The 19,602-nt window shown below is 62.0% G+C and carries 16 protein-coding genes and 1 pseudogene; 9 read left to right on the forward strand and 8 right to left on the reverse strand.

Going from position 1 to position 19,602, the window contains the following annotated elements:
- Positions 1-120: 120 nt before the first annotated feature.
- The 8 genes and pseudogenes from CEC48_RS13390 to CEC48_RS13420 all read left to right on the forward strand — a co-directional run bounded on the left by CEC48_RS13390 (position 121) and on the right by CEC48_RS13420 (position 7,085).
- Positions 121-1,686: an MBOAT family protein gene (locus CEC48_RS13390; RefSeq protein WP_088424185.1), complete on the forward strand. Its 1,566-nt coding sequence runs from the start codon at positions 121-123 to the stop codon at positions 1,684-1,686.
- Positions 1,687-1,697: 11 nt separating this feature from the next.
- Complete coding sequence (locus CEC48_RS13395) at positions 1,698-2,894, forward strand: alginate O-acetyltransferase (RefSeq protein WP_088424186.1); 1,197 nt, start codon at positions 1,698-1,700, stop codon at positions 2,892-2,894.
- 16 nt (positions 2,895-2,910) lie between these two features.
- A complete protein-coding gene (locus CEC48_RS13400; RefSeq protein ID WP_088424187.1) occupies positions 2,911-3,567 on the forward strand; it encodes an alginate O-acetyltransferase AlgF in 657 nt (218 codons plus the stop codon).
- 39 nt (positions 3,568-3,606) lie between these two features.
- Positions 3,607-3,693: pseudogene (locus CEC48_RS31840) on the forward strand (outer membrane lipoprotein carrier protein LolA); the annotation flags it as partial.
- A 93-nt stretch (positions 3,694-3,786) separates the two neighbouring features.
- Positions 3,787-5,238, forward strand: coding sequence for a mannose-1-phosphate guanylyltransferase/mannose-6-phosphate isomerase (locus CEC48_RS13405; protein ID WP_088424188.1), 1,452 nt, complete (start codon positions 3,787-3,789; stop codon positions 5,236-5,238).
- A 154-nt stretch (positions 5,239-5,392) separates the two neighbouring features.
- Positions 5,393-5,857: a multidrug transporter gene (locus tag CEC48_RS13410; RefSeq protein WP_088424189.1), complete on the forward strand. Its 465-nt coding sequence runs from the start codon at positions 5,393-5,395 to the stop codon at positions 5,855-5,857.
- A 20-nt stretch (positions 5,858-5,877) separates the two neighbouring features.
- The gene (locus CEC48_RS13415) at positions 5,878-6,690 is read left to right on the forward strand and encodes an SDR family oxidoreductase (protein WP_088424190.1); all 813 of its coding nucleotides are present in this window, start codon (positions 5,878-5,880) and stop codon (positions 6,688-6,690) included.
- Positions 6,687-7,085 carry a DUF4440 domain-containing protein gene (locus CEC48_RS13420; RefSeq protein WP_088424191.1) on the forward strand — a complete coding sequence of 133 codons (399 nt, stop codon included), beginning with the start codon at positions 6,687-6,689 and terminating at the stop codon, positions 7,083-7,085. The genes CEC48_RS13415 and CEC48_RS13420 overlap by 4 nt, the downstream gene beginning before the upstream one ends.
- Before the next feature lie 102 nt (positions 7,086-7,187).
- Here the strand turns inward: CEC48_RS13420 and CEC48_RS13425 are convergent, their stop codons facing one another.
- From CEC48_RS13425 to CEC48_RS13440, 4 genes are read right to left on the reverse strand one after another with little or no spacing between them, the layout of a single operon-like run.
- Positions 7,188-8,048: an HlyD family secretion protein gene (locus CEC48_RS13425; protein WP_088424192.1), complete on the reverse strand. Its 861-nt coding sequence runs from the start codon at positions 8,046-8,048 to the stop codon at positions 7,188-7,190.
- A 10-nt stretch (positions 8,049-8,058) separates the two neighbouring features.
- A complete protein-coding gene (locus CEC48_RS13430; protein WP_088424193.1) occupies positions 8,059-8,259 on the reverse strand; it encodes a DUF1656 domain-containing protein in 201 nt (66 codons plus the stop codon).
- Positions 8,249-10,432, reverse strand: coding sequence for an FUSC family protein (locus CEC48_RS13435; RefSeq protein ID WP_088424194.1), 2,184 nt, complete (start codon positions 10,430-10,432; stop codon positions 8,249-8,251). The genes CEC48_RS13430 and CEC48_RS13435 overlap by 11 nt, the downstream gene beginning before the upstream one ends.
- Positions 10,433-10,442: 10 nt before the next feature.
- A complete protein-coding gene (locus CEC48_RS13440; RefSeq protein ID WP_088424195.1) occupies positions 10,443-11,954 on the reverse strand; it encodes an efflux transporter outer membrane subunit in 1,512 nt (503 codons plus the stop codon).
- A 191-nt stretch (positions 11,955-12,145) separates the two neighbouring features.
- Here CEC48_RS13440 and CEC48_RS13445 point away from each other — a divergent pair, with 191 nt between their 5' ends.
- Positions 12,146-13,114, forward strand: coding sequence for a LysR family transcriptional regulator (locus CEC48_RS13445; protein WP_088424196.1), 969 nt, complete (start codon positions 12,146-12,148; stop codon positions 13,112-13,114).
- 39 nt (positions 13,115-13,153) lie between these two features.
- On the opposite strand, the gene CEC48_RS13450 is transcribed toward CEC48_RS13445, so the two are convergent.
- Genes CEC48_RS13450 through CEC48_RS13465 form a run of 4 tightly spaced genes read right to left on the reverse strand, consistent with a single transcriptional unit; the run spans position 13,154 to position 19,475 of the window.
- Entirely contained in the window at positions 13,154-14,518 is a 1,365-nt protein-coding gene (locus CEC48_RS13450) for a heavy metal sensor histidine kinase (RefSeq protein ID WP_088424197.1), read from the reverse strand.
- The gene (locus CEC48_RS13455; RefSeq protein WP_088424198.1) at positions 14,508-15,185 is read right to left on the reverse strand and encodes a heavy metal response regulator transcription factor; all 678 of its coding nucleotides are present in this window, start codon (positions 15,183-15,185) and stop codon (positions 14,508-14,510) included. The genes CEC48_RS13450 and CEC48_RS13455 overlap by 11 nt, the downstream gene beginning before the upstream one ends.
- Before the next feature lie 31 nt (positions 15,186-15,216).
- Positions 15,217-18,312, reverse strand: a complete 3,096-nt coding sequence (locus CEC48_RS13460) for a multidrug efflux RND transporter permease subunit (RefSeq protein ID WP_088424199.1) — start codon at positions 18,310-18,312, stop codon at positions 15,217-15,219.
- The gene (locus CEC48_RS13465; protein ID WP_088424200.1) at positions 18,309-19,475 is read right to left on the reverse strand and encodes an efflux RND transporter periplasmic adaptor subunit; all 1,167 of its coding nucleotides are present in this window, start codon (positions 19,473-19,475) and stop codon (positions 18,309-18,311) included. The genes CEC48_RS13460 and CEC48_RS13465 overlap by 4 nt, the downstream gene beginning before the upstream one ends.
- Positions 19,476-19,602 lie beyond the last annotated feature (127 nt).

Raw genomic sequence — 19,602 nt, forward strand, 5'->3', positions numbered from 1 at the left:
GCTCCCACAATTTGAGCCGGTTTCGTCAGTAGGAATGTAGTACCGCTCTCTGCGTATTTCCGTGGGGGGTTTGGGGGGGCCGTTGGCCCTTGACTGTTGGTTAAACATGGAGAGATCGGGATGGTTTTCTCGTCCAATGTGTTCCTGTTTTTGTTCTTGCCGATCTTCCTCGGCTTGTACTACTTGAGCGGGCAACGCTATCGCAATCTGCTGCTGCTGATTGCCAGCTATGTGTTCTACGCCTGGTGGCGAGTGGACTTCCTGGCGCTGTTCGCCGCCGTGACGCTGTGGAACTACTGGATCGGCCTCAAGGTCGGTGCGGCAGGCGTGCGCACCAAGCCGGCCCAGCGCTGGCTGCTGTTGGGCGTGGCGGTCGACCTGTGCATCCTCGGCTACTTCAAGTACGCCAACTTCGGCGTCGACAGCATCAACCTGATGATGAAGTCGGCAGGCCTTGAGCCCTTCATCCTGACCCACGTGCTGTTGCCGATCGGGATCTCGTTCTACATCTTCGAGTCCATCAGCTACATCATCGACGTGTACCGCGGCGACACCCCGGCCACCCGCAACCTGATCGACTTTGCGGCGTTCGTGGCGATCTTCCCGCACCTGATTGCCGGCCCCGTATTGCGCTTTCGCGACTTGGCCGACCAGTTCAACAACCGCACCCACACCCTCGATAAATTCTCCGAGGGCTGCACGCGGTTCATGCAGGGTTTCATCAAGAAGGTGTTCATCGCCGACACCCTGGCGGTGGTCGCCGACCATTGCTTTGCCCTGCAAAACCCTACGACGGGTGACGCGTGGCTCGGCGCGCTGGCCTACACCGCGCAGCTGTACTTCGACTTCTCCGGCTACAGCGACATGGCCATCGGCCTGGGCTTGATGATGGGTTTCCGCTTCATGGAAAACTTCAAGCAGCCGTACATCAGCCAGTCGATCACCGAGTTCTGGCGCCGCTGGCACATCAGCCTGTCCACCTGGCTGCGTGACTACCTGTACATCACCCTGGGCGGCAACCGTAAAGGCACGCTGACCACCTACCGCAACCTGTTCCTGACCATGCTGCTCGGTGGCCTGTGGCACGGTGCAAACATCACCTACATCGTGTGGGGTGCCTGGCACGGCATGTGGCTGGCGATTGAAAAAGCCATCGGCCTCAACACCTCGCCACGCAGCTTCAACCCGGTTCGCTGGGCCCTGACGTTCCTGCTGGTGGTGATGGGCTGGGTGATCTTCCGCTCGGAAAACCTGCACGTCGCCGGCCGCATGTACGGCGCGATGTTCAGCTTTGGCGAGTGGTCGCTGTCGGAACTCAACCGCGCCAGCCTCACCGGCCTGCAGGTGGCAACCCTGGTGGTGGCGTACGCAACCCTGGCGTTCTTCGGTTTGCGCGACTTCTACAGCAACCGTCCACCGGAAAAAACCAAGCCTGCGGTCAACACCCAGGCCGACGGCCCGGCCACTGCTCAACCTGGCTTGATCAAGGCCGTACCGGGCGACAACCCGGGCAGCATCCATGAGCCCGGCTACACCGTTGGCACCGAGGCCACCGTGCAACCGGCCTACTGGACCGCCACCTGGCCACGCTACGCCATGCGCGCCGCCGTACTGCTGTTGTTCGTGGCATCGATTCTCAAACTTTCGGCGCAGAGCTTCTCGCCGTTCCTTTACTTCCAGTTCTGAGGGAGCCGACCATGACCCGTTCATTACGCGTCCTCTATATCGCCTTGTTCATGGCCGTGCTGCTGGCTTTGGGCGCCTGGTCGATGCGCAGTTTTTTCGGCTTCAGCACCAACGCCGACGCCACTGTGCTCAACGGTCGCTGGACCAAGGCCATCGAGACCCATTACGACGACCAGTTCCCGATCAAGCGCCTGGGCACCAACCTCTGGGCAGCGCTGGACTACAAGCTGTTCAATGAAGGCCGCCCTGGCGTGGTGATTGGCCGCGATCACTGGTTGTACAGCGACGAGGAATTCAACCCCATCGTCAACGAAGACCAGAACCTGCAAGGCAACTACGCCCTGGTGGAAGGCGTGCGCCAGAAGCTCAAGGCCCAAGGCATCCAACTGGTGATGGCGATTGTGCCGGCCAAAGTGCGCCTGTACCCGGAGCACGTGGGTGAAGTACAGCCTGCGAGCATTCACGCCGGTCTCTATCAGGACTTCCATGCCCGCATGGCCGCCGACAAGATCATCGCTCCCGACCTGATGGGCCCGCTGCAACAGGCCAAGCTGCACGGCCAGCAAGTGTTCCTGCGCACTGACACCCACTGGACCCCGGACGGCGCTGAAGTGGCGGCCAAAGAGCTGGCCAAGACAATTGCCAATAAAACGCCCCTGAGCGGCGAGCCTCAACGCTTCGTCACCGAAGCCGAGACAACCGAGCCACACAAGGGCGACCTGCGCCTGTTCCTGCCACTGGACCCGCTGTTCGAAAACCTGATGCCGCCCAAGGAGCCACTGCAAAAACGCGTGACGCGCCTGGCTGAAACCAAGGGCGACGACGCGCTGTTCGCCGACAGCGAAACCCCGGTGGCCCTGGTGGGCACCAGCTACAGCGCCAACCCGAACTGGAATTTTGTCGGCGCGCTGAAGCAAGCCCTGGGCAGCGACGTCATCAACTACTCCGAAGACGGCCACGGCCCGATCCTGCCGATGCTCAGCTACCTGAAAAGCGACGACTTCAAGAACAGCCCGCCCCAGGTGCTGATCTGGGAGTTTCCTGAACGTTATCTGCCTGTGAACAACGAAATCGGCGACGCCGACCCGCAGTGGGTTGCGCAGCTCAAACAAGCCGGTACGCGCCAACAAAACATGGCCCTGAACACCCCAGTTAAAACTCCAATTAATACCCAAAACTCCGAGACGCCCGACCGGGCGCAAAACTGAAAGAGAGGTAACTCACATGACTTTCACTACTAATCCTCGCCGTCTCGCCAAGACTTTTGCACTGGTTGCCGGCATGAGCGTTATTTCGATGTCCGCCTTCGCCGGTGGCGACGCGGCCCTCTACGGCCCTGTCGCGCCAAAAGGCTCCAGCTTTGTGCGGGTGTACAACGCCAGCAACCAGGAAGTCAGCGCCACCGTCGGCAGCACCAACCTCAACGAGGTTGCACCGCTGGCCAGCAGTGACTTCAGCTTCATGCCGGGCGGTGACTACAGCGCCAAGGTCGGCAGCCAGACGCTGCCGGTCAAGCTCGCCGCCGATCATTACTACACCCTGGTCAGCAGTGGCAGCGGCCAGCCGCAACTGATCGAAGAACCGCCGTTCAAGAACAAGCAGAAATCCCTGGTGCGCGTGCAGAACCTCAGTGACAAGTCGCTGACCCTGAAAACCGCCGACGGCAAGACCGACGTGGTCCAGGCCGTGGCTGCCAAGGGCCGTGGCGAGCGCGAGATCAACCCGGTGAAGGTCAGCCTGGCGCTGTATGAAGGCGACAAGAAAGTCGGCGACGTAAAACCAGTGGCCCTGGAGCGTGGTGAGGCAGCAGTGCTGTACGTCACCGGCACCGGCGCCAACTTGTCGCCAGTGTGGGTGAAACGCCCCGTGTCGACTCGCTAACTATTTCCCGGACTGGCCGCAACCGCTGTAGGAGCAAGCGTGCTCGCGAAGAACGTTAACGATGACGCTGCGCCCCTGGTTTATCGCGGCGCTCTCAGGTTTTTCGCGAGCAAGCTCTCTCCTACAGGAATAGGCGGCCAGCCCGGCCCCGGACAAAAACAAGAGTGAAACGACAGAACGCTCGTGGCTCTAACCCATATTGATTCAAGGAGAAACACCATGATCCCAGTAATCCTTTCCGGTGGTAGCGGCTCACGTCTTTGGCCGCTTTCGCGCAAACAGTTTCCCAAGCAGTTCCTGGCCCTGACCGGCGAGCACACCTTGTTCCAGCAAACCCTGGAGCGCTTGGTATTCGACGGCATGGACGCACCCATCGTGGTCTGCAACAAGGACCACCGCTTTATCGTCAACGAGCAACTGGCCGCCCGTAAACTGGAAACCCAGCGCATCCTGATGGAACCGTTCGGCCGCAACACCGCGCCGGCCGTGGCCCTGACCGCGATGATGCTGGTCAACGAAGGCCGTGACGAGCTGATGCTGGTGCTGCCGGCCGACCACGTACTGGAGGACCAGAAAGCCCTGCAACGCGCCCTGGCCCTGGCCACCGTGGCGGCCGAGCGCGGCGAGATGGTGCTGTTCGGCGTACCGGCAACCCGTCCGGAAACCGGCTACGGCTACATCAAGTCGACCAACGATTCGCTGCTGCCCGAAGGCGTCAGCCGCGTGCAGCAGTTCGTTGAAAAGCCGGACGAAAAACGCGCCGCCGAGTTCGTCAAAAGCGGTGGCTATTTCTGGAACAGCGGCATGTTCCTGTTCCGCGCCAGCCGCTTCCTGGAAGAGCTGAAAAAGCACGACCCGGACATCTACGACACCTGCCTGCTGACCCTGGAACGCAGCAACCACACCGACGACACCATCGACATCGACGAATCCACTTTTGCCTGCTGCCCGGACAATTCCATCGATTACGCCGTGATGGAAAAAACCCAACTGGCCTGCGTAGTGCCATTGACCGCCGGCTGGAGCGACGTAGGTTGCTGGGCGTCGCTGTGGGACGTGAATGAAAAAGACGCCAACGGCAACGTCAGCAAGGGCGACGTGGTGATCCAGGACAGCCGCAACTGCATGATCCACGGCAACGGCAAACTGGTGTCGGTGATCGGCCTGGAAAACATCGTGGTGGTGGAAACCAAGGACGCGATGATGATTGCCCACAAGGACAAGGTCCAGGGCGTCAAGCAGATGGTCAACACCCTCAACGAACAGGGCCGCAGCGAAACCCAGAACCACTGCGAGGTGTACCGTCCGTGGGGCTCGTATGACTCGGTGGACATGGGCGGCCGCTTCCAGGTCAAGCACATCTCGGTCAAGCCGGGCGCGTGCCTGTCGCTGCAGATGCATCACCACCGCGCCGAACACTGGATTGTGGTCAGCGGCACCGCCGAAGTCACCTGTGACGAGAACGTGTTCCTGCTCACCGAAAACCAGTCCACCTACATCCCGATTGCCTCGGTGCACCGCTTGCGTAACCCGGGCAAGATTCCATTGGAGATTATCGAGGTGCAGTCCGGCAGCTACCTGGGTGAAGACGATATCGAGCGCTTTGAAGATATCTACGGTCGGTCTACGCCGATCGAGCGCGGCGTGTCGGTGAAAACCATCGCGCAGTAAACAGAGCGGCACAAGAAGCCCCCGTCCCACCGACTGCGTCCCCTATCCGCAGCCGGTGGGTCGGGGGCTTTTTCTTTGAGCCTGCGGAACCCGAAGATGGTCAACTCCACCTACGCTTAGTTAGGATGCTCGTTCCGTTTTCGAGGTTGTTGCCATGTTCTTTGGTGTCTTGCTGATTATCACCTGGCTGATCCTCCTGCTGCGCTACCCGGCCAAGGCCTTTCCGGTTTCTCTGGCAGCCGCCGTCGGCTTGGGCCTGGTGGCGGTATCGGTGGTGTGGCTGGACAACCGCGAGGCCCAACAATTGGCACGCCTGGAGCTGCGCACCGTCTACGCCCCTAAAGAATGCCCGGCCGACCGACCGCTCAAACTCACCCTGAACAACGGTAACAGCGTACCGCTGACCGAACTGCGCTGGCGCGTCGCCGCCTATGCGCCGGGCGATACGATCAACCTGGCCGACAACGTGTACGCTGCCCCACGCTACCGCGGCCCCGGCGAGTTGCAAGCCGGCGCCACCTGGGAAGACTGCCTGCCGGTGCCGCCGCTGCGCCCCGGCTACCGCCCACAAACTCTGGAATTTCGCGCCGAGCATTTGCAAGGCAGCTTCTCCGACTAATCACGACAAAGGACTGATCCATGCCCAACGTACTCATCACCGGGTGTTCCAGTGGCATTGGCCGTGCCCTGGCAGATACCTTCAAGCACGCCGGTTTTGAGGTGTGGGCCAGTGCCCGGCGCACCGACGATGTGACGGCACTCAGCACCGCCGGCTTCAACGCCGTGCAACTGGATGTCAACGACAGCGCTGCACTGGCGCAATTGGCCGGGCAGATCGGCGAGTTGGATGTACTGATCAACAACGCCGGCTACGGCGCCATGGGCCCGCTGCTCGACGGCGGCACCCAGGCGATGCAGCAGCAGTTCGAGACCAACGTGTTTTCCGTGGTTGGGGTGACCCAGGCGCTGTTCCCTGCCCTGCGCCAGCGCAAAGGGTTGGTGGTGAACATCGGCAGTGTCTCGGGTGTGCTGGTCACCCCGTTTGCCGGTGCGTACTGCGCCTCGAAAGCGGCGGTGCAGGCCTTGAGTGATGCGTTGCGCATGGAGCTGGCACCGTTTGGTGTGCGCGTGATGGAGGTGCAGCCGGGGGCCATTGATACGAGCTTTGCGAAAAACGCCGGCACCCAGGCCGAGTTGTTGATCAATGAGCAATCGCCCTGGTGGCCACTGCGCGAAAGCATCCGCGCCCGGGCCAAGGCCTCCCAGGACCGGCCTACGCCCGCCAGCCAGTTTGCGGCGGACGTGCTCAAGGCCGTGCAACAGACTACGCCGCCACGCCTGTTGCGCTCGGGTAATGGTTGCCACGCGTTGCCGTGGATGGCGGCGTTGTTGCCCAAGGGTTTGCTGGAATGGATATTGAAGAAACGTTTTGGATTGGATGGCGCCTTGTGATTGATTACCGCGATTTTTTTGATGAAGTGATCCAGGCCCATGTCGAGATCGAACAATGGTTTGCCGGGACTGCACCCGAGGGAACACTGCAGGTTTTGTTGGGGCGTTTTTCGCCGGACTTTTCCATGATCACCCCGGCCGGCAAACAACTGGACTTTGCGATGCTCAAGCAGCTGTTCAGCCAGGCGGGCGGCAAGCGGCCCGGGTTCAAGATCAGCCTCAGCGAATTTACCGGGATTGACCGACATGCCCGTGGCGCGACGGTGAGTTATCGCGAGCAGCAGGTGGATGGCAGCGGTGCACAAACAGATCGGCGTTCGACCGTGGTGTTTGAAAAGCAGGCCAGTGGCGCCCTGCTGTGGCGCCACTTGCACGAAACGTTTTTACAGACCTGACGCGGTCAAAATGTGGGAGCGGGCTTGCTCGCGAATACGGTGGATCAGTCGATATTTTCGTTGACTGACAAACTGCCTTCGCGAGCAAGCCCGCTCCCACATTTAGTTCTGTGTTTGGTTAACGATCACTGTGCAGGTTATGCCCGCCGCCAACAGCACACCCTCCGGCACTTCATCGATGTGAATCCGCACCGGCACCCGCTGGGCCAGGCGCACCCAGTTGAAGGTCGGGTTCACATCGGCAATCAGTTCGCGGCTTTCCGGGTTGTCACGGTCGTAGATCCCGCGCGAGATGCTTTCCACATGGCCCTTGAGGGTTTCGCCGCTCATCAACTGCATGTCGGCCTTGTCGCCGACTTTCACGTGGGGCAGCTTGGTTTCTTCAAAAAAGCCATAGACCCAGAACGAGTTCATATCCACCACCGCCATCTTCGCCTCGCCAATGCGTGCGTAGTCGCCACGGTGCACGTTGAGGTTGGTGACGTAGCCGTCCACCGCCGCCAGCACCTGGGTGCGCTTGAGGTTCAGTTCGGCCGCTTCCAGTTGCGCCAAGGCGTGTTGGTAATCGGCCAGGGCCGAGTCGGCAATGTTACTGGCGTCGTCACGGTTTTCCTTGGAGATCACCAGGGCGTCGAGGTCGGCGCGGCGGTGGGCGTTGACCTTGCGCATCTCCCAGGTGGCCTTGCGCGACGCCACCAGCGACTGCGCCTGCTTGACCGCGATCTGGTAGTGCTCGGGGTCGATCTGCATCAGCAGGTCGCCCTTTTTCACCAACTGGTTGTCACGCACCGGCACGTTGACCACCTCGCCCGTGACATCGGCGGCGACGTTGATGATGTCCGCGCGCACGCGGCCATCGCGGGTCCATGGGGTTTCCATGTATTGCACCCACAGCGTGCGGCCAATCCAGATCGCCAGGGCCAGTACCAGCAAGGTCGCGAGCAGGCTGAAAAACTTTTTCATCAGGGCATTCTCAACGGTAGACGGTCAGCGCCAGGGCGCCGAACAAGCAAGCGAACAGGCTCAGGCGCAACAGCGCCGGGTGCCAGAAAAAACGGTACAGGTCAAAGCCGGCCAGGAAGCGGTCGAGGGCCCAGGCCAATCCCGCCGCGATAAAAAACATCAGGGTCAGGGTGGGCATGTAGACGCCGTGGAAGGCGATTTCACGAGGCATGAGCGGGTCCTTCGGGCTTGAGGGCAGCCAGGGGTGATTGCGGGTCCAGCAGTGAGGTGCGGATAAAGTGCAGGTAGCTTTTCACCCGGCGCAGGGCCGAGGTGTCGAAGTGCGGGGCGAAGGGTTCGTCGGTGGCCTGCACCCGGCTGATGGCATGGTCGACGGCGATCAGGCTGCGCTCCAGGTTGCTGGCGCTGGGTTGCAGGAACAGGCGCACCAACGAACGGCCCATCACCCGGATCGCCTGGCGCCACGGCTGGGACTCGGCATACGCCGGGTGCACCGGCAAGATCGCCTGTTCCTTGCGCAACTCGATAATCGCGTGGCCGACTTCCAGCACCACGAACATCCAGCGCAGCAGATTGCGTTGCACCTGCGGTTGCCCGGCGGCAAAACCATAGGCCTGGTGCAGCAGGTCGCGGGTGCGGCTTTCGAAACCTGACGCCAGGCCCTTGAGCTTGCCGCTGATGGCGAACACCACTTGCTCGCGCAAGTCCTGCTCCAGCCGGCGCCACAACCAGCGGCTGTTGGGCGGCAGGATGATCGCGCCCGCCGCCGCACACACCAGCATGCCGATGACCATGGCGATGTAGTCGTTGATGAAGGTGTAGGGGTTGTAGATCGTCAGGTTGTCCGGCACCGAGCCGGTGCTGAAGAAGATCAGCAACCCGACGCCGACGCCTGCGTACTGCGGACGCGAGGCCAGGAATGCGCCGAAGATGATCACCGGGGCGAGCATCACGCACAGCAGCGGGAAACCGTCGATCCAGGGGAATACGAAGAACATTTCGACAAAGCCCACCAGCGCCCCGATCAACGTGCCGCAGGCCATTTGAAACGCCATGCGTTTGGGGTTGGGCGTGGCGGCGGACAAGCCCACCGTGGCGGCGGCGATCAGGGTCATGGTGGCGCCGCTGGGCCATGCGGTGGCGACCCAGTAACTGCCGAGGACGATCAGGATGAACGAGGCGCGAATCCCCGAGGCGGCGCAGGCCAGCCAGTTGGTTTTGGGGGTGTAGGGTTCGTCCCAGTGTTCGCGCGCGTGGCTGTGGTCGGCCAGGGACGCGTGGGTCTGGGCGTAGTTGTGCAGGTCGTCGACGAAGCGGTACAGCAGCTCGTAGGCGGTGTGAAAATCCAGCAGTTCGGCGTCACTGGGGGCGCTTTCCTGGAAGCTCGCGCGCAGGCTGCGGACCTTGGCGGGCAGGCCTTCTTTGTAAGCGGTGAGTTGGCCGACCAGACGCGCCGCGTCGGGGCTGGTAAGGGCGCGGCCGGAGAAGCCATCGAGCAATTGCGCAAGGTCTTGCAAGCCGGGTTTGATAGCGGCCACCACATGATCGGCCGCTTGGCTGCGCAGGCGTTCGAGTAATTGGTGCAAGGCGTTGAAGCGGGTGGTGATGCCCATGAACTCGCTGTTCAAGCGCGTCAGCCGGCCATTGCGTCGACGCATGTGCGGGTCTTCGAACACGGTGATGCTGCGCAGCCCTTCCAGGCCCACGGCTTCGGCGATAAAGCGCACGTTGCTGCTTTCGAACCCTTCGCGCTCGCTACGACCGCGCAGGCCATCGGTAACGAATAGCGCGAACACACCAAAGCGCTGGTACAAGGCGTTGCGCATCGCGGCGCTGGAGGTTTGCGGCAGGATCGCGGCGCTGACCAGTGTGGAGCAAAGAATCCCCAGGGAAATTTCCAGCACCCGCCACACTGCAGCCATAAAGGCGCCGTCTGGATGGGCCAGGGCCGGCAGCCCGACCATCGCAGCGGTGTAGCCAGCCAGCACAAAACCGTAGGCGCGAAAGTTGCGATTACGCGTTGCGCCAGCGGTACAGATACCGACCCAGATCGCCAACGAGCCGAGGAACAGTTCGGTGTTCTGCGCGAACAAGGCGATCAGCAACACCATCACCGCCGAGCCTGCCAGGGTGCCCAGGAAGCGGTAAAAACTCTTGGCGAATACCTGGCCGCTTTGCGGCTGCATCACGATAAATACGGTGATCATCGCGGTGCGTGGCTGCGGCAACTCCAGTCGCATGGCCAGCCACAGCGTCAGGAAGGCCGCGATCAGCACCTTGAAGATATAAACCCAGGTCACGCCGTCGCTGCGTGCCCAATCGAAAAAACCACGGCGCCACTCAAGGGAGTGCAACCAGCGCAGCGGTGCAGGCAAGGGAGTCATCGCATCCTACTCAGTGATCAAACACGGCGAGGGCCGCCGGGGTCTTGCTCGGTAGAGTCTTGCTGTCCTGGGGCACGTCGCTGCCGGCGCCGAGGCCACCGCCCAATGCGGTCACCAGTTCGGCGTGGGCACTCAGGCGTGCGGCCTGGACCTGTTGCTGCACCTGCTGCTGGCGGAACAACAGGCTCTGGGCATTCAGCACATTGAGGTAGTCGGTGAGGCCGCGCTGGTAGGCAATCATCGCTATGTCGTAGGTTTTCTGCGCCGAGGCCACCGATTCGGCGGCGAAGGCCTGTTGCTTGTCCATCGACTCGCGGCGGATCAACTGGTCGCTGATGCCCTTGAGCGCGTTGACCAGCGTCTGGTTGTAGTGCGCCACGGCGATGTCGTAGCCGGCGCTGGCTTCCCCCAGTTGCGAGCGCAAACGGCCGCCGTCGAAGATCGGCAGGTTGATGGCGGGGCCTGCGGTGTAGTTGAGCTTCTTACCGGTCAGGAAACTGAGCATACCGCCGCCGGTGGCGACGTAGCCGAGGCTGCCCACCAGGTCGACGTTGGGGTAGAAACCGGCGTGGGCCACATCAATACCGCGGGCCTGGGCCGCTACTTGCCAGCGGCTGGCGACCACGTCCGGGCGCTGGCCGAGCAGTTCGGCGGGCAAGCTAGAAGGCAACTTAAGCGGTGCACCAAGGGACAAGGTGGGCCGCTGCAATTGCGCGCCCTCCCCCGGCCCTTTGCCCGCCAGCGCAGCCAACTGGTTGCGGCTCAGGGCGATCTCTTCATCCAGGGCGTCCAGTTGCCGATGGGTTTGCGGCAACGGTGTCTCGGCCTGGCTGACTTCAAAGTGGGTGCCGATCCCGCCATTCAGGCGCTTTTGCGCAAGGTCGAGGATCTGCTGTTGCTGGGCCAGGGTGGCGGCCACGATATTGCGCTGGGCGAAGTGCAATGAGAACTGGATATAGGCGCGCACCACGTTGTTTTGCAATTCGAGCTGGGCCTGACGCGCTTCGGCGGCGCTCATGTGGGCCAGGTCCACGGCACGTTCGGTGGCATTGCTTTCGCGGCCCCAGAGGTCGAGGGCATAACTGAAGCCCAGGGAAGCGTTGTTGTCCCAGGTGGTGGAATTGTCCAGGGCGCCCGGGCCGTAAAATTGGTCGCTGGGCCAGTTGTGGCGCTTGAGCGTGGCGTCACCATTGACCTGCAACGACTCGGCCGATTCGGCGATGCCAGCCATGGCCCGGGCTTCACGCACGCGAGCGGCGGCCATGGCCATGCTCGGGCTGCCTTGCACGGCGAGGTCGATCCAGTGGTTGAGTTGCGGGTCGCCGTAGGCTTGCCACCATTGCGCGGTGGGCCAGTGGGCGTCCTGGGCAGCGGTTTTGATCGCTTCGTCGGTGGCCAATGCATTGGCGACGAGTGACTGGCCTTGAGGGGCAATTCCCCCGGTTCCGATGCAGCCGCTGATTGCTAACGATAAGGCCCAAACACTGAGAGTCTTCAGCTCTCTGCTGATGCGACGCGGCACTGCTGCGAATTCCTGAGAGGGTGTTGCGGGGAAGGTGGCGCAATTCTAAGGGGCGGGCCGGATGGCGATAAGGTGGGATTCTTGTGAATCTTTGTTACAGTTCAGGCGATAATCTTTTGGTAGGTTCATTATTCGCTCTGCAAAAAAAAGAAACTTCGTGTCACAATTTGCCATCTCCCAGAGAGCACCCCATGGACACCTTGCAAAACATGCGCGCCTTCAGTTGCGTAGCCGAAGCCGGCAGCTTCACCGCCGCCGCCGCACAACTGGACACCACCACCGCCAACATCTCGCGCGCGGTCTCCAACCTTGAGGCCCATCTGCAAACCCGTTTGCTCAACCGCACCACCCGCCGCATCGCCCTGACCGAGGCCGGCAAGCGCTATTTGTTGCGCTGTGAGCAAATCCTGGCGTATGTCGAGGAAGCCGAAGCCGAGGCCAGCGATGCCCATGCGCGCCCCTCCGGCCAGCTGAAAGTGCACACCATGACCGGCATCGGCCAGCACTTCGTGATCGATGCGATTGCCCGCTACCGCCGCACCCACCCGGACGTGACCTTTGACCTGACCATGGCCAACCGCGTGCCGGACTTGCTGGACGAGGGCTACGACGTGTCCATCGTGCTGGCCAGCGAGCTGCCGGATTCGGGGTTTGTCTCGCAACGGCTGGGGATAACCTACAGCATCGCCTGTGCGTCACCGGCTTACGTCAAGGCCAATGGCTGTGCGCAACGGCCCAGCGACCTGCTCAACCACGCGTGTTTGCGCCTGGTAAGCCCGGTGATTCAGCTGGATAAATGGTCGTTCAACGGCCCTGAAGGCCAGGAGAGCGTCGCCATCAACAGCTCACCGTTCCTGGTGAACTCGGCCGATGCGATGAAAACCGCAATCACCAGCGGCATGGGCGTTGGCCTGTTGCCGGTGTATGCGGCGATTGAAGGGCTGCGTAGCGGGACGTTGGTGCGGGTGATGCCCAACTACCGCTCCCAGGAACTGAACCTGTACGCCATCTACCCTTCGCGCCAATACCTGGATGCGAAGATCAAGACGTGGGTGGAATACCTGCGCAGCTCCTTGCCGGAGATCATGGCCGCGCATCAGGCGGAATTAGCGGCCTATGAGCTAAGTGGCAGTTTGGGCGGGGCCCGGCTGAGCAACTGATGCTGGTTGAAGCGTGCACACGGACAGGCACGCACCCCGCTACACCGGCAGCGTAATGCCAAAAGTATTGCCGCCGCCCTCACTGCGCACAAACACATCCCCGCCGTGCATCAACGCGATGGCCTTGACGATCGCCAGCCCCAGCCCGTGATTCGCCCCGCTATTACTGCGGGACGCATCCACCCGATAAAACCGCTCAAACAGCCGGGGCAAATGCTCGCTGGCAATCCGTTCGCCCGGGTTGGTCACCCCGATCGACACGTGATCCTCGAGCACATCGATCTTCACCTCGATCACCTGCCCAGGCGCGGTGTGCTGCACCGCATTGCTCAACAGATTGATCAGCGCCCGACGCAGGTGCGCCTTCTCGATCTGTACTTGGGCATCGCCGCTCACCTGCACCTGCACCTGGGCGTCTTCCAGGATGAAGTCCAGGTAATCCAGGGTGGTCGCCACTTCATCAGCCAGTGAACTGGTGATCAGTTTGGTGGCCTTGCTGCCCTGGTCGGCGCTGGCCAAGAACAGCATGTCATTGATGATCGAACGCAGCCGCTCCAGCTCTTCGAGGTTCGATTGCAGCACCTCGAAATAATGTTCTGCCGAACGCCCACGGGTCAGCGCCACCTGGGTCTGGCCGATCAGGTTGGTCAGGGGCGAGCGCAGCTCATGGGCCACATCGGCGTTGAATGACTCCAGGCGCGAATACGCCTGTTCCACCCGCTCCAGGGTTGAGTTGAAGGAATTGACGAACTGCTTCAGCTCCGGCGGCAACGGCGACAATTGCAGGCGCCCCGAGAGTTTCGGCGGCGCGAGTTTCTGCGCCTCATCCGACAGCTTGATCAGCGGCTTGAGGCCGATACGCGCCACCCAGAACCCCAGCAGCGACGCCAACACTACGCCGACAAACGCCAGGCTGATCAGCGCCACCAGCAGTTGGTGTTGCGTGGTACGGAAATTTTCGGTGTCGACCGCGATCAAGAAGCGCAGCGGCGGGCGCTGGTCCTTGGCCGGAAACTGGCTGACCAGCACTTTGAACGGGTAAGCCTGACCCGGCAGGCGCAAGTCACGCTTGCCCGTCGGGCCTGCGGCGAAGGCGCGAATCTGTGCGTCCGGGTTGCCGTATTCGTAGGTGGGATCGCTGCTCACCACCCAGAAGCGGATGCGCTTGTCTTCCTGCCCCAGCAGCTTGAGCTTGGCGGTGATTTTCTCCCAGTGGTCCGGCGTGCCAAAGCGATTCACCGAAGACTCCAGCACGCTATAACGCGCATCCAGCTCAGCGCCGGGCAGCAAGCCCAGGCCTTTATCCACCTGCTGATACAGCGCGCCGCCGATCAACAGGAAGATCAGCAGCGCCACCAACGTGAACATGCCACTCAGGCGCAGGGCGATGGAATTAGCCGACACTGCGGTTCTCCAGCACGTAACCCATGCCGCGAATGGTGTGCAGCAGCTTCTGTTCAAACGGCCCGTCGAGCTTGGCCCGCAAGCGCTTGATCGCCACTTCCACCACGTTGGCATCGCTGTCGAAATTGATGTCCCAGACCATTTCTGCAATCGAGGTCTTGGACAGGATTTCACCCTGGCGCCGCGCCAATACGCTGAGCAGCGAGAACTCCTTGGCGGTCAGGTCCAGGCGAATGCCGTTGCGACTGGCCTTGCGGCTGATCAGGTCGATCCACAGGTCGGCGATGGTCACCTGCACCGGCTCATGCCCGCCGCTGCGGCGGGTCAGGGCTTGCAGGCGCGCCACCAGTTCAAGGAACGAGAATGGCTTGCCGAGGTAATCGTCTGCACCTTCACGCAGGCCGCGAATGCGGTCCTCCACGCGCTCGCGGGCGGTGAGCATGATCACCGGCGTCTGCTTGCGCGCTCGCAGCGCGCGCAATACGCCAAAACCATCCAGGCCGGGCAGCATCACGTCGAGCACGATCACCGCGTAATCGTTCTCCAGGGCCAGGTGCAAACCCTCGACGCCTTCACGGGCGACGTCGACGGTATAGCCTTGCTCCGTCAGGCCGCGGTGCAGGTAGTCGGCGGTTTTTTCTTCGTCTTCAATAATCAGTACACGCATGAGCCTTTTGTTCCAGGACGGGGCCTCAGCCTCAGTGTGTGGTTGCCAGCTGGGGAGCTGGTTTGGGTCTATGGAAAAACTTCTCGAGGTACAAGTATATGACCGGCGTGGTGAACAGCGTCAGCGCCTGGCTCACCAGCAACCCGCCCACCACCGCGATGCCCAACGGCTGGCGCATTTCCGCACCGGGGCCGGAGCCCAGCATCAGCGGCACCGCACCCAGCAGCGCGGCGAGGGTGGTCATGATAATCGGCCGGAACCGCGTGACACACGCTTCATAAATTGCCTCTTCAGGCGGCAGGCCGCGCACGCGCTGGGCGTCCAGGGCGAAGTCGATCATCAGGATGCCGTTCTTCTTCACGATACCGATCAGCAGCACCAGGCCGATCAACGCCATGATCGAGAAGTCCTGGCCCATCAGTGACAACATGATCAGCGCCCCCAACCCCGCCGACGGCAAGGTGGAGATGATGGTCAGCGGGTGCACAAAGCTCTCGTACAGCACACCCAGGATAATGTAGACCGCCACCAGTGCCGCGAGAATCAGCCATGGCTGGCTGGCCAACGAACTCTGGAACGCCTGGGCCGCGCCCTGGAAGTTGCCGATGATGGTGGTCGGCATGCCGATTTCATTCTTGGCCTGGTTGAGCATGATCACCGCATCACCCAACGCGACGCCCGGCGCCAGGTTGAACGACAGGTTGGCCGCCGGGAACATGCCGTCATGGCTGATGGACAAGGGCCCCACGGTAGGCGGGTCGACCTTGGCCACCGCCGACAGCGGCACCATCTCGTTGGTCAGCGGCGAGCGCAGGTAGAAGTAGTTCAGGCTTTCAGCCTTGCCGCGTTGCTGGGTGTCCAGCTCCAGCACTACCTGGTACTGGTTGATCTCGGTCTGGAATTCGTTGATCTGGCGCTGGCCGAAGGCGTCGTACAGCGCCTGGTCCACATCGGTGGCGGTGAGGCCAAAACGCGCGGCGGCCTGACGGTCGATGCTGATGTGGGTGATGCTGCCACCCAGCTGCAAGTCGTTGGACAGGTCGCGGAACGCCGGGTTGGCCCGCAGTTTTTCGGTGAGGCGCTGGGTCCAGGTATTCAGCGTTGGCCCGTCATTGCTCTTGAGCACGTACTGGTACTGGGCGCGGCTGGGGCCGGAGCTTAAGTTGATGTCCTGGCCGGCACGCAGGTACAGCACGATGCCCGGCACTTTCGCCAGTTTCGGCCGGATGCGGTCGATAAACTGGCTGGCAGACACATCGCGGTCGCCGCGATCTTTCAAGGCGATCCAGAACCGGCCGTTGGCGATGGTCTGGTTGCTGCCGGTCACGCCCACCGAATGAGAGAACGCTTCCACCGCCGGGTCATCCTTGACGATCTCGGCGATCGCCTTGTGCTTGGCGACCATGTCCGGGAAGGACACGTCGGCCGCCGCTTCGCTGGTGCCGAGCACGAAGCCGGTGTCTTGTATCGGGAAGAAGCCCTTGGGGATGTACACGTAGCCGACCACGGCCAGGGCCAGGGTCACCATGAAGATTGCAGCCATGGTGCGTTGGTGGGCCAGGGCGCGGCGCAGGTTGCGCGCGTAGCCTGCGAGCAGGCGTTCGCTGAAGCCGGGTTTGTCGTGGGCGTGATGGGTCGGGGCGCGCATGAACAACGCGGCCAGGGTAGGCGCCAACGTCAATGAGACCACCACCGAAATCAGGATGGTCGACGTGGCCGTCAGCGCAAACTCCTTGAACAACCGCCCCACCACACCGCCCATGAACAGCAGCGGAATAAACGCCGCCACCAGCGAGAAGCTGATGGAGACCACGGTAAAACCGATTTCGCCCGCGCCCTTGATCGCAGCGGTGCGCTTGTCGAGGCCTGCCTCCAGGTGGCGGTGAATGTTCTCCACCACCACGATGGCATCGTCCACCACAAACCCCACGGCGATCACGATCGCCACCAGGGTCAGGTTGTTCAAGCTGAAGCCCATCAGGTACATCAGCGCAAAACTGGCGACCAGCGACACGCCGAGTACGCTGGACACGATCAACGTGGCTGACAACTGGCGCAGGAACAGTGCCATCACCGCCACCACCAGCAGGATGGCGATCAGCAGGGTCACTTCCACTTCATGCAGGGAGGCGCGAATGGTCTTGGTGCGGTCGGTCAATACGCTGACCTGCACCGAAGCCGGCAACATCGCTTGCAGGCGTGGCAGCTCGGCTTGAATGCGGTCCACGGTCTCGACGATATTCGCGCCGGGCTGGCGGGAGATCACCAGGTTGACGCCTGGCGTGTCGCCGGACCACGCCTGCACGTAGGCGTTTTCCGAACCGTTGACGACTTTGGCGATATCGCGCAGTTGTACGGGTGCCCCATCCTTGTAGGACACGATCAACTGGGCGTAATCCTCGGGGTGGAACAACTGGTCGTTGGTCGACAGGGTCGACACGCTGTTCTGCCCGTAGATCGCGCCCTTGGCCAGGTTCAGGCTCGATTGCTGGATCGCCAGGCGCACGTCCGCCAGGGTCAGGCCGATGGCCGCGAGCTTATCGGGCGACGCCTGCACCCGGATGGCCGGGCGTTGCTGGCCGGTAATGTTGATCTGGCCTACGCCGTCGATCTGGCTGATCTGACGGGCCAGCAGGGTTTCCACGTAGTCGCTCAGCTCGGTGCTGGGCATGCTGTCGGAGCTGACGCTGAGGATCAGCACCGGGCTGTCCGCCGGGTTGACCTTCTTCCAGGTCGGCAGGCTCGGCATATCGCTGGGCAGTTTGCCGGACGCGGTATTGATCGCCGCCTGCACTTCTTGCGCGGCGGTATCGATGCTCTTGGTGAGGGTGAATTGCAGGGTCAGGAGGCTGGAGCCCAAGGCGCTGCTGGAGGTCATCTGGGTCATGCCGGGGATGGCACTGAATTGCACCTCCAGCGGGGTTGCCACGGATGAAGCCATGGTGTCCGGGCTGGCGCCGGGCAGCGTGGCACTGACCTGGATCGTCGGAAATTCCGCTTCCGGCAGTGGGGCGATGGCCAGGCGTGGGAAGGCAATCATCCCGAGCAATACCAAGGCGAAGGTCAGCAGCAAGGTGGCGACCGGGTGGTCGACGCACCAGGCAGACGGCGAACGACTGCCACTCATGGCTGCACCTTGGCATCAACGGTCTGGATCACTTGCGGCGGTTCCTTGAGCACTTCTACCTGAGCGCCCGCCTTGAGCCGCGACTGGCCATCACTGACCAGTACGTCACCGACCTGCACACCCTGGAGGATGTTCATGTCACTGTCCTGGTACACCACCTGCACCGGCACGATGTCGACCTTGTCACCGTTGAGCCGGTACACGAAGTGCGAATCCAGCCCACGTTGCACCACGGTCGGTGGCACGACCAGGGCGTTCTTGTGCAGGGCGGTCTGGATCCGGATCGTCACCAGTTGCCCCGGCCAGAGCTTTTGCGCGCCGTTGCTGAACTCGGCCTTGGCGCGGATGGTGCCGGTGGTGCCGCTGATCTGGTTGTCGATCAGGCTCAGGCGGCCTTCGCCGAGCAGGTCGCCGGTCTGGCCGTCGGTGTCGGCGCCCATGTAGGCGTTGACGTCGGCGGGCAGTTGCGCGGCAATCAGGCGTTGCAAGGTCGGAAGCATTTGTTGCGGCAAGGAGAACTCGACGGCAATCGGGTCGATCTGGGTCACGGAGAACAAGCCCTGGGTGTCGCTCATGCGCAGGAAGTTGCCTTCATCCACCGTGCGAATCCCGACGCGGCCTGTGACCGGAGAACGAATTTGGGTGTACGAAAGCTGCACCTGGGCCGAATCAATGGCCGCCTGGTTACCTTGCGCCGTGGCCTTGAGCTGATTGACCAAGGCTTGCTGCTGGTCATAGGTCTGCTTGGACACGCCGTCGTCGATGCTCAGCTCCTTGTAGCGCTTGAGGTTGACCAGCGCGACCTGCAGTTGCGCCTGGCTTTCACCCAGTTGCGCCTTGGCCTGATCCAGGCTGGCGCGGATAGAGCGGTCATCAATCGTTGCCAGCAGGTCGCCGGTCTTCACCAGTTGACCTTCCTTGACCAGCAATTTGGTGAGAATGCCGTCGATTTGCGGGCGAATTACCACGCTGTGCAACGACAACACCGAGCCAATGCCGCTGACAAAACGCGGGATGTCCTGCTGTTTGACGCTGACCACACGCACTGGAATCGCCGTGGGCGCGGTGAGTTTGGTCTTGGCCGGGCGAGTCCCCGCCCAGGCAACCACGGCCAGTACCACCAGGACGCCTACGATCAAGGCCGGTTTTCGTTGAATGTGCATGGGGTGAGGCGCCAGGGCAAAGGATCGGAAGAATGAAGGTTCTTTATAGCCCGCCAACCCGGTCAGCAAAGTGACTGCTAACTGACAGCGCCGTCAGTAAAGTCCGACCATTCGTACGAGCAGTGGT

Source organism: Pseudomonas sp. K2I15 (assembly GCF_002204795.1).
GTDB lineage: Bacteria > Pseudomonadota > Gammaproteobacteria > Pseudomonadales > Pseudomonadaceae > Aquipseudomonas.

What these genes read in the sequence shown, in the direction of transcription:
- CEC48_RS13390 (WP_088424185.1), top strand. Translation starts at nt 121, where the DNA reads ATGGTTTTCTCGTCCAATGTGTTCCTGTTTTTGTTCTTGCCGATCTTC.
- CEC48_RS13395 (WP_088424186.1), top strand. Translation starts at nt 1,698, where the DNA reads ATGACCCGTTCATTACGCGTCCTCTATATCGCCTTGTTCATGGCCGTG.
- CEC48_RS13400 (WP_088424187.1), top strand. Translation starts at nt 2,911, where the DNA reads ATGACTTTCACTACTAATCCTCGCCGTCTCGCCAAGACTTTTGCACTG.
- CEC48_RS13405 (WP_088424188.1), top strand. Translation starts at nt 3,787, where the DNA reads ATGATCCCAGTAATCCTTTCCGGTGGTAGCGGCTCACGTCTTTGGCCG.
- CEC48_RS13410 (WP_088424189.1), top strand. Translation starts at nt 5,393, where the DNA reads ATGTTCTTTGGTGTCTTGCTGATTATCACCTGGCTGATCCTCCTGCTG.
- CEC48_RS13415 (WP_088424190.1), top strand. Translation starts at nt 5,878, where the DNA reads ATGCCCAACGTACTCATCACCGGGTGTTCCAGTGGCATTGGCCGTGCC.
- CEC48_RS13425 (WP_088424192.1), bottom strand. Translation starts at nt 8,048, where the DNA reads ATGAAAAAGTTTTTCAGCCTGCTCGCGACCTTGCTGGTACTGGCCCTG.
- CEC48_RS13430 (WP_088424193.1), bottom strand. Translation starts at nt 8,259, where the DNA reads ATGCCTCGTGAAATCGCCTTCCACGGCGTCTACATGCCCACCCTGACC.
- CEC48_RS13435 (WP_088424194.1), bottom strand. Translation starts at nt 10,432, where the DNA reads ATGACTCCCTTGCCTGCACCGCTGCGCTGGTTGCACTCCCTTGAGTGG.
- CEC48_RS13445 (WP_088424196.1), top strand. Translation starts at nt 12,146, where the DNA reads ATGGACACCTTGCAAAACATGCGCGCCTTCAGTTGCGTAGCCGAAGCC.
- CEC48_RS13455 (WP_088424198.1), bottom strand. Translation starts at nt 15,185, where the DNA reads ATGCGTGTACTGATTATTGAAGACGAAGAAAAAACCGCCGACTACCTG.
- CEC48_RS13460 (WP_088424199.1), bottom strand. Translation starts at nt 18,312, where the DNA reads ATGAGTGGCAGTCGTTCGCCGTCTGCCTGGTGCGTCGACCACCCGGTC.
- CEC48_RS13465 (WP_088424200.1), bottom strand. Translation starts at nt 19,475, where the DNA reads ATGCACATTCAACGAAAACCGGCCTTGATCGTAGGCGTCCTGGTGGTA.